Below are 15,830 nucleotides of genomic sequence, written 5' to 3'. Positions count from 1 at the left end.
ACGGCGGTGAACGGACCACGCGCTGTTAGCGTGGTCCCTACCGTCCGGCGACGTGGAGATCGGCATGACGACCGAGGTCATCCTGAGAATCGATGAGCGGGACGCCGATCCACAACGGCTTCGCGCCCTGACCGACGCCCTGCGCACCGACCTGCTGATCGACGGCGTCGACGATGCCCGGCTCGTCCGGCGGGACGGCACCGCCGTCGGCGCGCGGGGGTTCGACCCGGAGTCGCTCGGCATGCTGCTGGTCTCGATCCAGGGCTCGGCCCAGGCGCTCCTCCAACTGGTGGCTTCGGCGCGCTCCTGGCTCGGGCGGGGCGACCGGCAGCGTACGGTCGAGTTGACCGTCGGCGATTCGACGCTGATGTTGTCCGACGCGTCCGAGGACCAGCAGGACCGCTTGATCGACGAGTTCATCCGGGCGAGTTCGCGGTCCTGATTCCCGCGCTCCTGATCACCCCGCGGCCTCATCCCGCGCCGAAGCAGACGAACGGCGCCAGGGGATCGGCGCTCGACGCCTCGGCCAGGGCGCGCGCGGGCGAGGTGCCGGCCGCGACCGCGTGGTGGTACTGGGTCATGACCGCCACCGCGCCGGGATGGCTGACCTGGGCCACGCTGGAGACGACGCTCTCCGCGCCGGCGTAGAGCAGCGCCGCCGTGAAGCCGAGGATCTCGTCGCCCGGCCGTACGACCGCCCGGCCGACGTCGCAGGCCGAGAGCGTCACCTGGCGCGGCGCCGCGGCCAGCTGCTCGATGTCGTAGGCCATCAGCGGGCCGTCGACGAGGTCGAGGCAGGAGAACAGCACGTTCTCGCGCTCGTGGTGACCGTGCGCGGCCAGGTGGGCGATGGGCGCGCCGTCCAGCCCGCGAAGCGTGGCCGCCACCGTGGCCTCGGCCCCGGACAGGGTCCGGCTGCCCCGATGGGCCCGCGCCGTCTCCTCGATCTCGATCTCGGCGTACTGGAGTCCGGGCCCGGCGACCAGCAGCGGCGGCGCCTGGGTGTCGCGGGCCGTCGTCTCGGGGGCGACGTGGCGGGCGGCGAGCCAGGCCGAGGCGGACGCCGCGACGGTCACCGGCCGGCCGCGCAGCGGGGGCAGCAGGCCCCACGGAATCGACGACAGCTCCATCGTCGGCACCACGACCAGCTCCCGGTCGGCGAGGCCGAGCGGGAGCACGACCTGCTCGCTCACGGTGGTCACGTTGCGGCGCAGCGATGCCAGGATCACGTCCTCGATCGCTTTGGGCAGGCCTCCCGCGGCGAGCACGTCCAGGTCGGCCACCAGCCGGGCGGCGGCCTCCCGGACGACCGCGTACGGGCCGAGATTGACCAGGCGGACGTCGCGGCCGTCGAGCAGCAGCGCCGTGAGCCGGCCCCGGTGCACCAGGAAGCTCACCATCGCCCGATCCGTCGTGCCCAGCCCGGCGAGCACGGCGGGCAGGCTCGCGACGCGGGTGCTCCGGCCGGGCCCGCCCACCCGCCAGGTCCGTTCCCGGATCAGCCGCTCCAGCTCGGCGCAGCGCGCCCGGGCGGCGGCGTCGGGCGGGCGCTCGGCCGCCGGGGCCCGCATCGTGTAGCGCAACTGGCGCAGCTCGGCCAGGGCGTCGGCGGTCTCCGGGTCGGCCGGCGGGTGCACGGGCGGGATCTGGAACGCCTGGGCGCGGGACCGTTCCGACCAGGCGAAGACCGTGCCCGGCGAGCCGTGGTCGAACGCGGTCTCGAGCCCGGCCGTGGCGAGCTCCCGGCCCAGCGCGGTGACGCCGGCCCGCAGGTCGACGCTGCCCAGGCGGCTGCGGTGCTGCTGCAACGTGGACAGGCCGGTGCGCACCTCGGCGAGGGCCAGCCGGCGCGCGCCGCGGGCCTTGGCCAGCTCGGTGCGGGCCAGGCGGCGCATCAGGGACAGCTCGATCGGCACCGGCGGCGGGACCCGGGGAATCCGCGCCACGAGATCGTGCGCCCGATCGACGTGACCGCCGGCGATCAGCGCGCGCACGCCGACCAGATCGGCCATCTCGGCGTCGGGCAGCAGCTCGACGGCGCGCAACCCGCCGGCGACCTCGAGCGCACGGGTCGCCAGCATCGCCGGGCGGCGGGCGTGCGGCAGGTCGGCCCGCAGCTGGGTCAGCGCCGCCATCTCGGCCCAGGCCAGATTGGACCGGCGCCGGAACCGCCGCTTCGCCCGGCGCGCCCAACCGCCCGCGGCGAGGTGGTCGCCGGCGTGCAGGGCGGCCTGCGCGCGCAGCAGCTCGGCCTCGGCCAGCTCCTGGGTCAGCCGCTGCCGCCGCGCGATGGCGATCACCTCCTCGAGGGTCCGGCCGGCCTCGGCGAAGAGCCCGGCGGCGAGCAGCGCCCGGGCCTGGGCGGCGTGCAGGACGGGGAGGAACCCGGGGGCGTGCCGGAGGTAGAGCGTCTCGGCCTCCCCGAACGCCGCGAGCGCGTGCGGCAGGTTGCCGGCGAGCAGGTCGCAGTAGGCGAGGTTGTGGGTCGCCTTGGCGGCGAGCATGCCGAGCTCGTGCTGGCGGGCCAGCCGCCGGCACCGGCTGAGATCGTCGCGGGCGGCCCGGACGCGGCCCGAGTGCAGGTGGACGGAGGCCCGGTTGAGCAGCGTCGAGCACAGCACCGCGGCGTGCCGGTCGGCCCCGAGCAGCGGAATCGCCCGGTCGAAGCAGGGGATGCTCTCGGTGTAGCGGCCGGTGCGGTAGAGCATGAGCGCCCGCTGCTGGAGCAGGACGCCCTCGTCCGCCGGGTCCACCAGCCCCGCCGCCGTGTCGAGCAGGTCGAAGCCGTACCGGGTATGACCGAGCTCGGTCTCGGCGTAGGCCAGGCTGATCAGCAGGCGCGCCACCAGGGCGTCGCGGGCGGCCTCGGATGCCGGCTCGGCCGTCGCCGGGGGCCAGCCCAGCAGCGTGAGGCCGGCTCGCAGGTGGCGGGCGCCGTCCGACGGGCGGCCGTCGGAGGTCGCCCCCACGCCCTTGGCGTGCAAGCCTCGCGCGACGACGGCGACGTCCACTCGTGTCCCTACAGCTCCACCGCCGGGGTGGCGAAGAGGTTCCCGGGGCCCGGCGCGTGCCCGGCGATGCCGACGAACAGCTGCGCCGAACCGGCGGGCATCCGCTCGACGACGAATCGTCCCTCGTCGTCGGCGGTGCGGTTGAGCCGGTCCGCGCCGACCCGCACCATGATCCGGTGCGCGGCGGGCGGCGCGAGCCAGCCGTCCATCCGGACGGCGTCCTCGGCGATGCCGACGACCCTGATCATCAGGGTGACGAGGGGCGCGGCGAACGTGAAGATCCGGCTGCGATCCTCACCGCGTACGCCCACCTGCAGCGGCGTCTCGTCGACCAGGCGCATCATGTCGAAGTCGATCGCCTCGAGCGCCACCGCGAACCGGATCCGCTCGACCAGGTCGTCCGGTACCGGATCGACCATCGCATACAGCTCGGCGACCTCGTCGAGGACCGCGACGTCCGTGCCGTCGATGGCGCCGCCCGCGTCCGGGGCCGCGAAGTTGGCGTTCATGGCTGACTCCAGTCTGGTTGGTCCGCGAGCAGGGCCCGCAGCTTGGCGAGGCAGCGCCCGCGGGTGGGGCCGATGCTGCCCTTGGGCATGCCCAGCGCGGTGGCGATCGCGGCGTAGTCGGCCCGATCGTGGAAGGCGATGACCTGGATCAGCTGCACACAGCGCTGCGGCAGCTGGTGAACCGCGCGCCAGAGGACCCGGCGGCGCTCGTCCGCGAGAAGGGCCTGCTCGACCGGCGGGCTCCCGTCCGCCAGCGGCTCGAAGACGTCGTTCGTCGCGGGGCGCATACGGCTCTGCGCGGTCGACAGCCGGATGGCCTCGCGGCGGGTGACCGTGGTCAGCCAGCCGAGCAGCGCCTCCGGCGCGCGTACCTGATCGAGGCGGTTGAGCAGCGTGAGCCAGGCGTGCTGGACGACGTCGGCGCAGCTGGTGGCGTCGAGCCCGGTCGATCGGGCGACGCGCCACAGCGCCGGCGTGAACTCGACGATCAGCTCGTCGAAGGCTTCGCGGTCGCCGGCGAGCACGTCCCGGTAGAGCCGGGTGTGGTGCTCGGCCCTCGTGGTCATCATTGGCCCGGGCCCTCGGGTGCGACCGTGTAGCGCGGGTCGCCCTTGACGGTGTTCCACGCCTCGCGGAGGCGCTCCCCCCGGGCTTCGCCGTTGCCCGGCCCGTCCCGCAGGCCGGCGTCGGCACACAGGTTGTCGGCGATGGCGCCGGCGACCGCGGGAGCCGCGAACGAGGTGCCGCTCCAGACCGCGTACATGCTGGTGAAGTCGTCCGGGTCGAAGGTCTGCCGGTCGACGGTGCCGGCGAATGAGTTCTGCGCGCCCAGGAACCTGGGGTAGCTGCTGACCATGGCGACGCCGGACGCGTAGCAGCTCACCCAGGGCGCCTCGTCGCTGAACCGGGCCTTCGACTCGTTCGGATTGAGCGCGCCCACGCTGATCACCGGGGTGCCGTGGGGGTTGTCGAGGCCGGGGGCCAGCGCGGCCGGGAAGAACCGGCGGCTGGTGGAGAAGTTGCCGGCGGCCATGACCACGGCGACGCCGGCTTTGGCCAGCCCTCGCAGCAACGGCTCGAGGGCGGTGGTGACCTTCACTTCCTCGTCGGACTCGTGGAAATAGCCCAGCGAGAGCGACAGGATGTCGATGGCCAGGGAGCCGCTCTCCACTTCCTCGAGGATCCTCGTGAGGGCGAGGAGGAGATCGGCCTCGTGGGCGAAGCCGTCGGGATGCATCACGCGTACGGCGTAGACCTGCGCGCAGGGGGCGAGTTGCCGGATGATGCCGGCGATGAACGTGCCGTGCCCGGCGTGCGTCGAGATGTCGCCGAGCAGCGGCTCCTCGATCGACGGTTTGTCCGCGTAACCCGCGATCGGCAGCCGGGGCACGCCGTTGGCGCCGCCCCGGCGCCCGTCCTCGGCGATCAGGTCCTGCAGCGCCTGGTCGACGATGACCTTCTTCCCCGGGTTGAACGGCCCCTGGCGCTCGTCGACGGGCTTCAGCCACGGGTGATCCGGATCGGTGGCGATCCCGGTGTCCAGAACGGCGACGACCGGGCGCCGGGTGGCGGTCTCGGGGATCGGCGGCCAGGGCAGGTCGGCCAGCGGAACAGTGACCGGAATGCGGCCGCTGATGCCGGGGACCGGCCGGCCGAACAGGTTGCCGAGTTCCGGGCTGCCGTTGCTGGCCGTGTTCGCGCCGACGAGTATCGCGCCGCCGCCGTCCGTGGCCGACCCCACGAGCAGATGGTCCAGCGTCGCGGTCTCCACCACCCGGCGCAGCACCTCGGCCCGTTCCCGCTTCTCGTCGTCGTCCGCCGTCCGGGCCGCCTCCAGTGCGCCCGCCCGCAGCCGCTGGAGCACCGTCCACGCGTCGACGGCCGTCCCGAGGAAGCCGCTCGCGGGCACGATCTCGATCGCGCGGGGCATGCCGGCGAGCGACTCGAGCCGGTCGTACTCCCCGCCCAGCGGCGGTGGCGGCTCGAGGCGGACCCCGATGTCCTTGAGGACCCCGTTGACCGTCTCGGCCGCGTCCGGGCCGATCAGGTTGCCGGGGATGAGCAGGGCCCCGTAGCGGTAGACCGTCGGGCGAAGCTGCGGCTGATCGGCCACGACGGCGGCGTCGGACGGGCGGAGAACGCGGGCGCCGTGCCGTTCCAGGACGGCGTCGGGGATGGCCGGCAGGATGTAGCGGCTCAGCGGGTCGGCCCCGGGACCCTCGGAGGTCTCCGTCTCGCCCGCGGGCGGCGGGACCACGATTTTGATCATCACGACTCCTCGGCCTTGTCTCCGGATAGAGCGATGGAGAGGCTCGCCTGATACACCGTGAGCGCCGATCGTCGAGGCCGAGACCCCGGACGCGCTCATGGTAGGTCGGCCCGGCGCCGTTCCGCCTCCACCGGAGCGGGGTTATCCGGTCGCGAAGTCGCCTATCCGACATCGCCGGGGTGGCCGGCGGGAACATGATCGGATCCGTGCGAAACGGCCTGCGTTACGGCGCTCATCTGCCGCTCATCGACTTCGACGGCCGGGGCTGGCGGCCGGGCAGCATCGGGGCCTATGCGGGGACCGCTCGCGGGCTCGGCTACGACGCGCTCTCGGTGAACGACCATCTCGTGTTCCAGCGGCCGTGGCTGGACGGCCTCATGGCGCTGGCCAGCGTCGTCGAGCAGAGCGGCGACATGCGGCTGGTCACGACCGTGGCGTTGCCCGTCGTGCGCGGGCCGGTGGCGGTGGCCAGGGCGGCGGCCGCCCTGGACATCCTCTCCGGCGGGCGGCTCGTGCTCGGCGTCGGGCCCGGCTCGTCGCGGCGCGACTACGAGGTCGTGGGCGTGCCGTTCGAGGAGCGGTGGTCGCGGTTCGACGAGGCCGTCCGCGTCCTGCGGGGGCACCTGAACGACGAGTCGGAGATCTGGATCGCCAGCTGGGGGTCGGACGCCGGCCTCGCGCGGGTCGCCCGGCTCGGCGACGGCTGGCTGGCGTCCGGATACAACGCGACGCCGGCCGGCGTCGCGAAAGCCCGGGTGAAGCTGGCCCGGCCCGACTTCCCCTGCGCGCTCGCGACACTGTGGACGTACGTCACCGAGGACGACCGGACCGCGGCGGCGCATCTGGCCGGCCTGGCCGAGATGCTCGGACGGTCGGTGGACCAGCTGGCGGACCGGGTGCTGATCGGGCCGGCCGAGCGGTGCGCCGCGCTGCTGCGGGCCTACGCGGAGGCGGGCGTCGGCAGCTTCTTCGTCTGGCCGGTCGCCGACGCCGAGGATCAGCTGGCGCTGTTCATGCGTGACGTCGTCTCGCTGGTCTGACCCCGGGCGATGTCCTGAAGGATCTCGGTCATCGCGTGGACGGCGGGGGAGGGGAAGCCGTCCGCCCGGTGGGCCACGCTGATCCGCCGCACGGGGGCGGCCCCGCGCAGCGGCCGGACCTCGACGCCCGGCATCGTGGTGGCGACCGCGAGGCCCGGGATCACGGCGACGCCCAGCCCGGCGGCGACGAAGGCCTGCACGGCGCGGTAGTCGTCGGAGGCCAGCGACGTCCGCGGCTCGAAGCCGGCCGCCCGGCACGCGTGGCGGACGATGGTGAACCAGGCGCCGGCGGGGTGGCCGCCCACCCACACCTCGCCGGCCAGGTCGGCCAGGCCGACGCCGGCGCGCCGCTTGGCGAGGCGGTGACCGGCGGGCAGCACCGCCCGGTAGACGTCGTCGAACAGCGGGACGTGCCGCAGGCCGGGCGCCTCGTGGTCGTACACCACGGCGAGGTCGAGCGAGCCGTCGGTCAGCCGCGGGCGAGGACGCGACCGGCCTCGGTCAGTTCGACCGGGCGGGTGCCGCGCTCGACCAGGGGCAGGCCGGCCTCCCGCTCCAGGGCCGCGACGTGCTGGCTCACCGCCGACTGGGTGAGACCGAGCGCGTCGGCCGCGGCCGAGAACGAACCGTGCGCCTGCACCTCGCACAGGGCGCGGATCACGAGGTCGGCGCCGCCCTGAACTGTGCGCTGGTCGTGATGGGGGACCGGCTGGGCTATTACCGCGACCTGGCCGAGCACGGGTCCAGCACCCCGGGCGAGCTGGCCGAGCGTACGAAGACCGAGGTGCCCTATGCGCGACGGCGGGCGACCGGGCGGCGGACGCCGGGGTGGCGGACCGCACGCGCTTCGAGGTCGCCGCCGCCACCGGCTTCTCCGGCTCCGGCTACGACCTGGTCACCATGTTCGACTGCCTGCACGACATGGGCGACCCGCTGGGCGCGGCCCGTCATGTCCGGGAGGTCATCGCCCCCGACGGAACGTGGATGATCGTCGAGCCGGCCGCCGGCGACGCCGTCGAGGACAACCTGAACGCGGTCGGGTACGTCTACTACGGCTTCTCCACGCTGCTGTGCACGCCGGCGTCGCTCTCCCGGCCGCCCGGCGCCGCGCTCGGCACCCAGGCCGGGCCCGCTCGCATTCGTGCCGTGACGGCCGAGGCCGGCTTCACCCGGTTCCGGCAGGTGGCGCAGACGCCGTTCAACCACGTCTACGAGGTGCGCCCCTGACCGTCAGAGCCACCCGGCGCGGCGCAGCAGCCAGTAGAGCGTGGCGGCGCCGACCAGCATCAGGAGCATCACGGTCGGGTAGCCGTACTGCCAGGTCAGCTCGGGCATGTCGGGGAAGTTCATGCCGTAGATGCCGCCGATCGCGGTGATCAGCGCGGCGATGGCGGCCCAGGAGGCGATCTTGCGCATGTCGTTGTTCTGATCGACGTTCAGCTGGGTCAGCCGGGCCGACAGCAGCGCGTTGAGCACGTCGTCGAGGGCGACCACCTGCTCGACGGCGGCGATGTGGTGGTCGGCGACGTCGCTGAAGTAGCGGCGGATGTCCTTGGGCAGGTACTGCTTGCCGATCAGGGCGTCGAGCGGGCGCTGCAGCGGGAGGACGGCCGCCTTGAACCGCATGAGCTGGCGTTTGAGCTGGTAGATCTGCTCGACCGTGACCGGGGTGCCGGACCCGAAGACGGCCACCTCGGTCAGGTCGACGTCGGTCTGGATGGCGGCGGCGATGTCGACGTAGACGTCGACGAGCCGGTCCAGGATCGCGTGCACCACCGACCACGGGCCCTGGGCCAGCATCTCGGGGTCGGACATCAGCTCGGTGCGCAGCGAGCTGAGTTCCATGACGGTGCCCTGCCGCACGGTGATGACGAAGTGCGGCCCGACGAAGAGCCGGACGAAGCCGGTGCTGACGATCTCGCTGGTGTCGGTGAGCCGTTCGTGCTCGACGTACTGCGCGGCCCGGATGACGAGGAACATGACGTCCTCGTAGAGCTCGGCCTTGACCCGCTGCTCGCGGTTCAGCACGTCCTCGACCGCGAGCGGATGCAGCCCGAACACCTCGGCGACGCGGGCGAGCGCGGCCCCGGTCGGCTCGTGCAGCCCGAGCCACACGAAGGCGCCCTCCTGGGCGCGGGCCCGCGCGTAGAGCTCCGGCAGATCGGCGGCCGAGCCCGGGCTCTCGACGGGAATCCCGTCGACGAACAGATCGCAGCCCACGATCGCCGTGTGGTCGGCGCGCCGCCGCCCGACCGGCTGGGGCGGCATCCAGGTGCGTCGGTCGTCCAAGGTTCTCGTCACCCCCAGGCCGGAGCCTACTTCGAGCCACCCTGGCGGGGTCACCTGACGGCCTCAGCCCGCCCTTCACGCGCTCGCCGCAAACGGCCGGGGGCCGTCGGCGGCCCTGAACCGCTACGCTCGGGGCCGTCGGCGGCCCTGAACCGCTACGCTCGGGGCCGTGGCCGGCCCTGACTGGTTTCTGCTCGGCGCACCCTGGGACTGCTCCGGCACGCGCCGGGGTGAGGAACGGGCGCCCGATGCGCTGCGCCGCGCCGGTCTCGCCGAGCTGGTCGGCCTCGATGTGGGCGACGCGGCGACCGTCATCTCCAGCGACCGGCGCGATCCGGCCACCGGCGTGCGGGCGCTTCCCGAGACCATCGCCGCCGCGCGTGCGCTGTCGGCCGCGCTGGAGGCCGGGATCCGCGCGCACCCCGGGCGCCGGCCGCTGGTTCTGGGTGGCGACTGCAGCCTGCTCCTCGGGGTCTTCGCCCGGGCCGGCACGCGCGGGCTGTGGATGGCCGACGGCCATCCCGACTACCTCGACGCGCCCTCCTCCGACACCGGCGAGACCGCCGACCTCGAGCTGGCCCTGCTCACCGGCGACGGACCGCCGAGCCTGACCGGGCCGGCGCCGATGGTGGCGGCGGGGCACGTCGCGCTGATCGGTCACCGCACCGCCGGCCTCGACGCCGCGGCCGCCGCGGAACTGGGCCGCCTGCCCGCCGAGGTGTTCACCATCGACGCCCCGGCGCTGGCCGGCGACCCGCACGGCGCCGGAAGCCGCGCCGCCGCGTGGGGCGACCGGCTGCGGATGCCGATGTGGCTGCACATCGATGTGGATGTCCTCGACCCCACGGCCCTGCCGGCGGTGACCTATCCGCAGCCCGGCGGTCCCGGCTTCGACCAGCTCGCGGCCGCGCTCACCCCGCTCGCGCGGTCGCCGCGCCTCGAAGGTGTCAGCGTCGCCGACTTCCGCCCCGACCTCGACCCCGGCGGCGCCGGCGCGAGACGGCTCGTCGGCCTGCTCGACCGCCTGATCCTCCAGCCGGCGTGACCCGAGCGGCGTGACCGGCGCCGCGTGACCCCCGCGGCGTGACCCGCGCCGCGTACGGGCGAATGTGGAACGTTCGGGGGAGATCTCACGTAGATCGCGGCGGATAGTGTCGGGCCGTGACACGGGCGGTGGATCGATGGACGGCCGGGCGGTACGTGCAGGCCGCCGCCGCCGTCGCCGCGCTCGGCACCGTCTGGTGCGTGGCCTATCTGGCCCTCGGCGTCGGCAGCGAGGCGGTCGGCTACGCCTTCATGCCGATCGGCGGCGCGATCGCCGTCGCCTCCGTCCATCACCTGCTGCGCGGCGGCCGCGGCGCCGATCCGGTCGGCCGGCGGTTCTGGCGGACGGTCCGGGTCGCCTTCGGCCTGATCACGATCGGCTACGGCTGGCTGGCCGCGGACATGTTCGCCCACGCCGCCGAGGTCCGCACCCGCAGCATTCCGGTGCCGGCGGCGGCCTTCATCGTCATCGGCATCGTGACCGCGATCGGGGCGGTGGCCCGGGTGCCGGTCGTCGCGACCGGCGGCGTCGAGCGGTGGCGCATGACGCTGGACCGGACGATCGCCTTCCTCGGGTGCTCGGGCCTGCTGTGGTACGCGGGATTGGCGCCGATGCTGTCGGCCCGCGAGCCCTGGAGCCGGCAGGCGATGCTCATCGTCGGGCTCGGTTTCCTGGTCGCGGTCGGCGCCGCGACCAAGGTGTCGTACATCGTGGGCGGTCCGGTCGACCGGGTGGCGATGCGGTTCATCGCGGCCAGCGGCGGCATCACGTCCGGCGTCGTCGCGGTCCTCGCGGTGCGGTTCGGCTACCTCGGCACGGTCCCGGCCCAGGGGATCGTGCTGCCGCTGGCCCCGGTGCTGATCGCGCTCGGCGTCGCCGCTCAGGACCACGCCGATCGCGGGCTGCGGCGCGATCCGGCCCGCCGCAGCGTGTGGCTGCCCTACCTGGCCATGCTGGCGGTGGACGTGCCGCTGCTGACGGTCGCGTTCGGCGCGCCGCTGCGCTGGCCGGTCCGCGTCGTGCTGGTCACCGCCGTCGCGGTGACGGCGCTGGTCGCGGTGCGCCAGTTCCTCGCCAACCGGGAGAACGCCCGGCTGCTGCAGAACACCCGGGCCCAGGAGGAACGCCTTCAGTACGAGGTCAGCCACGACGGCCTCACCGGGCTGGCCAACCGGGCGCTGTTCCGGAACCGGCTCGCGGCCGTGCTGGCCGAGAGTGGCACGGCGACGGTGCTGCTGGTCGACCTGGACGACTTCAAGACGGTCAACGATCTGCTCGGCCACGGGGCCGGCGACCGCGTGCTGGTCTCGGTGGCGCGGTTGCTGCGGGCCGAGACCAAGAACATCGGTCTTCCCGTACGGGTCGGGGGCGACGAGTTCGCGGTGCTGCTGGCCGGGGCCGACGCCGGCGCCGACGCCGAGCGGCTGGCCGAGCGCCTGCTGGACGCGTTCACCCGCCCGGTCAGCGAGCACCGTCTGCTCGTACAGGCCAGCATCGGCATCGCCGTCGCCGGGCCGGACGCGACCGTCGACTCGGTGCTGCTGAACGCCGACGTCGCGATGTACACCGCCAAGCAGCGCGGCAAGGCCGGCGTCGTCCGGTACGCGGACGGCATGCGCGAGCCCCTTCTCGCGCACATGCAGCTCGGCGGGGAGCTGCGCCGCGCGCTGGAGAACGACGAGTTCCGCGTGGTCTACCAGCCGATCATCCGGTTCGACGGCAGCCGGCTGATCGGCGTGGAGGCGCTGATCCGGTGGCACCACCCGACCCGCGGCGTGGTCGGGCCGGCCGAGTTCATCCCGGCCGCCGAACGCACCGGCCTGATCGTGCCGCTGGGCCGGTTCGTGCTGCGCGAGACCTGCCGCCAGGCGGCGGCGTGGCTGGCCGAGTTCGGGGCGGACGCGCTCGAGGAGGCCGGGCTGAACGTGTCCGCCCGGCAGCTGCACGACCCCGACTTCGTGGCCGAGGTGACCGGCGCGCTGGCCGAGAGCGGGCTGCCGTGCGAGCGGCTGGTGCTCGAGGTGACCGAGTCGGCGGTGCTGCGCGGCCAGCAGGTCTCCCGGGCGCTGTACGAGCTCGACGGGATGGGCATCCGCCTCGCCCTCGACGACTTCGGCACCGGCGAGTCGTCGCTGAGCCTGCTGCGCGCCTTCCCGGCCGCGATCATCAAGCTCGACAAGTCCTTCGTGGACGGCATCGAGATCGAGGACGGCCGGCCCGCCGACGCCGCCGCCCGGCAGGCGGTGGCCCGGGCCGTGATCCAGCTGGCTCGCGCGCTCGGCCTCGACACGGTCGCCGAGGGCGTCGAGAGCGCCGCCCAGGTGGCCGTGCTACGCGAGCTCGGCTACACCCTCGGCCAGGGCTTCCACCTGGCCGAGCCGATGACCGCCGACGGCGTGTCCCGCCTGCTGGCCCGCCAGCGCACGCCCTCCGGGGTCACGCGCGCAAGCGGCGCTCGTTGATCTCCCAGGTCAGCACGTAGAGGCGGATCATCTGGGCCAGGCTCTCCTCGGTGTTGAAGGTGAGCACGACGTGCCGGCCCGGGTCGCCGTGCGGGGCGTCGCGGACGGTCAGGACCGTGCCGGTGACGTCGGCCTCGCCCGGTGCGCCGAGCGAGACGGTGGCCCGCACCCGATCGCCGGGGGCCAGGTCCGCGGGCTCGTCGATCCAGCAGCGCAGGCCGCCCTCGCTGATGTCGAGCAGCGCGCCCTCGAAGTGTTCGCCGGCGGTCAGGCGGACCGCGGCGCCGCCCCCGCCGCGGACGTACTCGCGGCGGTTGCTCGGGCGCGGGGGACCGGCCGGCGCGAGCGTCCAGCGGAACGGGGCCTCGTCGGTGAGGGCGACGAGGCGGGCGGGGAGCACGATGCGGGTGCGCGGCGGCGCCCAGAAGACGTCGAACTCGTGGCCGGGCACGAGCATGGCCGGTCCGGTGGTCTCGAGCGGGGCGGCGACGGTGAAGATGTCGCCGTCCACCGACTCGAGGCGGGACCGGAAGTTCACGCCCTCGCCGAGCACGAGGAACATCGGCGTGCCGACGGCGGGCAGCTCGGTGGTGGGGGCGGCCGAGACGATCATGGTTGAGACACCTCGCGGAAGGGGGATCCGATCGAGTGCTCTAATCGGCCGCCGGTGCGGGGACCTGACCATTTCGGTTGCCATCGGGGTCGCGCGGGGGATCGGTCCGTGGACCGGCGGCCCGGGACGACTCCAGTGCGAGCAGCGCCAGGGCCAGCACGATCGGGACGTAGACGTAGGCGTCGGACGGGGCGAACCGCTCGCCGAGCAGCACGACCGAGATGACGACGAGCAGGACCGGCTCGAGGTAGGTGAGCAGGCCGAAGAGGCCGAACGGCAGCAGGCGGCTCGCGGTCAGGTAGAGCACGAGCGCGGCGCTGCTCACCACGCCCAGCGCGGCCACGCCGAAGAGGAGCGCCGGCCGCGCGGCGATCGTGGGGATGCCGGTGCCGTGCGCGAGCAGGAACAACGCCGGCGGGGCCAGGACCAGCAGCTCGAAGTAGAACGCGCCGCCGGTGTCAAGCCCCGAGCGCCGTCGCGCGGTGAAGTAGAGCGGGTAGCCGAGCGCGACCACGAGCGTGACCCAGGAGAGCCCGCCCGCCGAGACCAGGGCCGCGAGCACGCCGGCCGACGCCAGCGCGACCGCGGCGGCCCGCTGCGGCGAGAGCCGTTCGCCCTGGGCGAGGAGGCCGACGACGACCATGACCAGGGGCAGCAGCAGGTAGCCGAGGGCGGTCTCGAGCGCGTGGCCGGACTGCGACGCCCAGCAGAACAGCCACAGCTGGACGCCGAGCAGCAACCCGTCGAGGACGAGGACCAGCGCGAGGGCGGGGCGGCGCCGGAGGCGTACGCCCACGTGGTTGATCTCGCGCCACGCACCGGACATCGCGAAGATGGCCGCCACGATGAGAAGGCTCGTCACGATTCGCACGGCGAAGATGTCGCCGGCGCGGAGCGGCCGGAGCATCGGCGGGAGCAGGAACACCACGCCGAACAGGGCCGAGGCCGAGAGCGAGGCGAGAACGCCACGCCGCGCGTCGCCGGGGTAAGCTGCCATACAACTGATATATCAGAGAGGCGGCCATGAACGCCAAGCCCGGGCAATCGCTCGCCGAGTACGCGACCACCGTGCTGCGCGACCGGCTCATCGTGCTCGAGATCCCGCCCGGCGCGCCGATCAGCGACGAGCTCATCGGCCGGGAGCTCGGCGTCGGCCGCACCCCGGTGCGCGAGGCGGTCAAGCGGCTCGAGGCCGAGCACCTGGTCACCGTCTTCCCCCGCCGCGGCACCTTCGCCGCCGGGATCGACATCACCGACCTCGCCGAGATCTCCGAGATCCGGGCCGAGCTCGAGCCGCTCGCCGCGAGCCGGGCCGCGCGGTTCGCCTCGCCCGGCGCCCGCGAGCACCTCCGCGACCTGGCCGGGCGCCTCCACGCGCTCGACTACGCGGGCGCCTCGCCGACCGACCTGATGCGGCACGACCTCGAGGTGCATCGCGGCATCTACGCCGCCAACGGCAACGGCCACCTGGCCGAGGTCCTCACCCGGTACGACAACCTGGCGACCCGCATCTGGTGCCTGGTGATCGACCGGCTCCCGGACGTGGGCGACCACGTCGCCGAGCACGTCGCGCTGCTGACCCGGATCGCCGGCGGCGATGCCGAGGGCGCGGCCGCCGCCGCCCGCGCTCACGTCACGTCGTTCGAGCGGCTCGTCCGCTCGGTGATCTGAGGGCGGACCTGGGCGCCGTACCGATCGGCGCAGAACTCCGCGAGGCGGTCGGCGAGGGCGGCCAGCGTCGCGGCCGCGTGATGCCGGGGGTCCCAGGCCGCGTACAACCGGATGCGCACCGGGCCCTGCGGGCCGTCGATGGTCAGCGGCACGAGATCGAAGCGGGCGTCGTCGGTGACCACGGCGATCCCTCGTCCGGCCGCGGCGACCGCCTGCGCGACCTGGGCGTCGGACACCTCCACGACATCGCCGTAGGCGACCCCGGCGTCGTCGAACGCGGCATCGAGCAGCGTTCGCGGACGGAAACCCGGGGTGAGCAGCACCAGCGCGCGGGCCGCCAGGTCGGCGACGGTCACCGACTCGCGAGCGGCCCAGGGGTCGTCGGCGCGGACGTAGGCCCACAGCGGCAGCACGGCCAGGGCCCGCGACGCCAGCGACCGGTCGGGTGGACGGGTCACCACCGCGAGGTCGGCGCCCGCGCGTACGGCCGCAAGTGCCCCGCCCGCGCCGAGCTCCCGCACCATCGGCACCGGGTCGGACCGGCCCAGGGTGGCGAGAAACGGCGCCAGCACGTCGGTCAGGGTCGTCGCCGGCACCGCGACGTGCAGCGCGGAGAGGCGGCCCGCGGCGAGGTCGCCGGCCACCCGCTCGAGCTGCTCGGCCTGGCGCAGCAGCGCGCGGACCTCGGGCAGGAAGTCCTCCGCCGCCCGCGACAGCCGCAGCTGCCGGCCCTCCCGCTCGAACAGGCGCAACCCGAGCTGCCGTTCGAGCTGACGCAGCTGCCGCGAGAGCACGGGCTGGCTGACGTGCAGGATCGCCGCCGCCCGGGTGGCCGAACCGGCCTCGGCGACCGTCGCGAAGTAGCGCAGCAACCGCAGATCCATGCTCACGGGGCATGAGAATAGTGCCGAATGAGTCTTG

The 15,830-nt window shown here is 74.1% G+C and carries 16 protein-coding genes; 6 read left to right on the top strand and 10 right to left on the bottom strand.

Annotated features, from left to right (window positions below):
- Positions 1 to 64 precede the first annotated feature (64 nt).
- A complete protein-coding gene (locus ACZ6TB_RS24125; protein WP_465557160.1) occupies positions 65 to 442 on the top strand; it encodes a hypothetical protein in 378 nt (125 codons plus the stop codon).
- A gap of 28 nt (positions 443 to 470) precedes the next feature.
- On the opposite strand, the gene ACZ6TB_RS24120 is transcribed toward ACZ6TB_RS24125, so the two are convergent.
- Genes ACZ6TB_RS24120 through ACZ6TB_RS24105 form a run of 4 tightly spaced genes read right to left on the bottom strand, consistent with a single transcriptional unit; the run spans position 471 to position 5,789 of the window.
- Entirely contained in the window at positions 471 to 3,011 is a 2,541-nt protein-coding gene (locus tag ACZ6TB_RS24120) for a CHAT domain-containing protein (RefSeq protein ID WP_465557158.1), read from the bottom strand.
- An 8-nt stretch (positions 3,012 to 3,019) separates the two neighbouring features.
- A complete protein-coding gene (locus ACZ6TB_RS24115; protein ID WP_465557156.1) occupies positions 3,020 to 3,520 on the bottom strand; it encodes a hypothetical protein in 501 nt (166 codons plus the stop codon).
- Positions 3,517 to 4,089 (bottom strand): RNA polymerase sigma factor, encoded by a 573-nt coding sequence (locus tag ACZ6TB_RS24110; protein WP_465557154.1) that lies wholly within the window; start codon positions 4,087 to 4,089, stop codon positions 3,517 to 3,519. The genes ACZ6TB_RS24115 and ACZ6TB_RS24110 overlap by 4 nt, the downstream gene beginning before the upstream one ends.
- Entirely contained in the window at positions 4,086 to 5,789 is a 1,704-nt protein-coding gene (locus tag ACZ6TB_RS24105; protein WP_465557152.1) for a S8 family peptidase, read from the bottom strand. Before ACZ6TB_RS24105 ends, ACZ6TB_RS24110 begins: the two co-directional genes overlap by 4 nt.
- A gap of 206 nt (positions 5,790 to 5,995) precedes the next feature.
- On the opposite strand from ACZ6TB_RS24105, the gene ACZ6TB_RS24100 reads away from it, so the two are divergent.
- The gene (locus tag ACZ6TB_RS24100; protein ID WP_465557150.1) at positions 5,996 to 6,829 is read left to right on the top strand and encodes an LLM class flavin-dependent oxidoreductase; all 834 of its coding nucleotides are present in this window, start codon (positions 5,996 to 5,998) and stop codon (positions 6,827 to 6,829) included.
- Here ACZ6TB_RS24100 and ACZ6TB_RS24095 read toward each other — a convergent pair.
- Positions 6,787 to 7,272: a LysR substrate-binding domain-containing protein gene (locus ACZ6TB_RS24095; RefSeq protein WP_465557148.1), complete on the bottom strand. Its 486-nt coding sequence runs from the start codon at positions 7,270 to 7,272 to the stop codon at positions 6,787 to 6,789. The two genes, ACZ6TB_RS24100 and ACZ6TB_RS24095, sit on opposite strands and share 43 nt — an antisense overlap.
- Before the next feature lie 26 nt (positions 7,273 to 7,298).
- Positions 7,299 to 7,568: a helix-turn-helix domain-containing protein gene (locus ACZ6TB_RS24090; protein ID WP_465557146.1), complete on the bottom strand. Its 270-nt coding sequence runs from the start codon at positions 7,566 to 7,568 to the stop codon at positions 7,299 to 7,301.
- 89 nt (positions 7,569 to 7,657) lie between these two features.
- Here ACZ6TB_RS24090 and ACZ6TB_RS24085 point away from each other — a divergent pair, with 89 nt between their 5' ends.
- Positions 7,658 to 8,056, top strand: coding sequence for a class I SAM-dependent methyltransferase (locus ACZ6TB_RS24085; protein WP_465557144.1), 399 nt, complete (start codon positions 7,658 to 7,660; stop codon positions 8,054 to 8,056).
- A 3-nt stretch (positions 8,057 to 8,059) separates the two neighbouring features.
- On the opposite strand, the gene ACZ6TB_RS24080 is transcribed toward ACZ6TB_RS24085, so the two are convergent.
- The gene (locus ACZ6TB_RS24080; RefSeq protein WP_465557142.1) at positions 8,060 to 9,118 is read right to left on the bottom strand and encodes a magnesium and cobalt transport protein CorA; all 1,059 of its coding nucleotides are present in this window, start codon (positions 9,116 to 9,118) and stop codon (positions 8,060 to 8,062) included.
- A gap of 169 nt (positions 9,119 to 9,287) precedes the next feature.
- Between ACZ6TB_RS24080 and ACZ6TB_RS24075 the strand changes: the two genes are divergently transcribed.
- Both ACZ6TB_RS24075 and ACZ6TB_RS24070 read left to right on the top strand, forming a co-directional pair.
- Positions 9,288 to 10,163, top strand: coding sequence for an arginase family protein (locus ACZ6TB_RS24075; RefSeq protein WP_465557140.1), 876 nt, complete (start codon positions 9,288 to 9,290; stop codon positions 10,161 to 10,163).
- A gap of 116 nt (positions 10,164 to 10,279) precedes the next feature.
- Entirely contained in the window at positions 10,280 to 12,625 is a 2,346-nt protein-coding gene (locus ACZ6TB_RS24070) for a putative bifunctional diguanylate cyclase/phosphodiesterase (RefSeq protein WP_465557138.1), read from the top strand.
- On the opposite strand, the gene ACZ6TB_RS24065 is transcribed toward ACZ6TB_RS24070, so the two are convergent.
- Both ACZ6TB_RS24065 and rarD read right to left on the bottom strand, forming a co-directional pair.
- Positions 12,600 to 13,238 carry a PilZ domain-containing protein gene (locus tag ACZ6TB_RS24065; RefSeq protein WP_465557136.1) on the bottom strand — a complete coding sequence of 213 codons (639 nt, stop codon included), beginning with the start codon at positions 13,236 to 13,238 and terminating at the stop codon, positions 12,600 to 12,602. The genes ACZ6TB_RS24070 and ACZ6TB_RS24065 overlap by 26 nt on opposite strands.
- A 40-nt stretch (positions 13,239 to 13,278) precedes the next feature.
- Positions 13,279 to 14,235 (bottom strand): EamA family transporter RarD, encoded by a 957-nt coding sequence (rarD, locus tag ACZ6TB_RS24060; RefSeq protein ID WP_465557134.1) that lies wholly within the window; start codon positions 14,233 to 14,235, stop codon positions 13,279 to 13,281.
- Between the two features lie 26 nt (positions 14,236 to 14,261).
- Here rarD and ACZ6TB_RS24055 point away from each other — a divergent pair, with 26 nt between their 5' ends.
- Complete coding sequence (locus tag ACZ6TB_RS24055; protein ID WP_465557132.1) at positions 14,262 to 14,909, top strand: GntR family transcriptional regulator; 648 nt, start codon at positions 14,262 to 14,264, stop codon at positions 14,907 to 14,909.
- On the opposite strand, the gene ACZ6TB_RS24050 is transcribed toward ACZ6TB_RS24055, so the two are convergent.
- On the bottom strand, positions 14,867 to 15,793 hold the full coding sequence (locus ACZ6TB_RS24050; RefSeq protein ID WP_465557245.1) for a LysR family transcriptional regulator: 927 nt from the start codon (positions 15,791 to 15,793) through the stop codon (positions 14,867 to 14,869). The two genes, ACZ6TB_RS24055 and ACZ6TB_RS24050, sit on opposite strands and share 43 nt — an antisense overlap.
- Positions 15,794 to 15,830: the final 37 nt, after the last annotated feature.

The organism is Actinoplanes sp. NPDC051537, from assembly GCF_055586105.1.
This window is presented reverse-complemented; position numbering and strand designations above follow the sequence as displayed.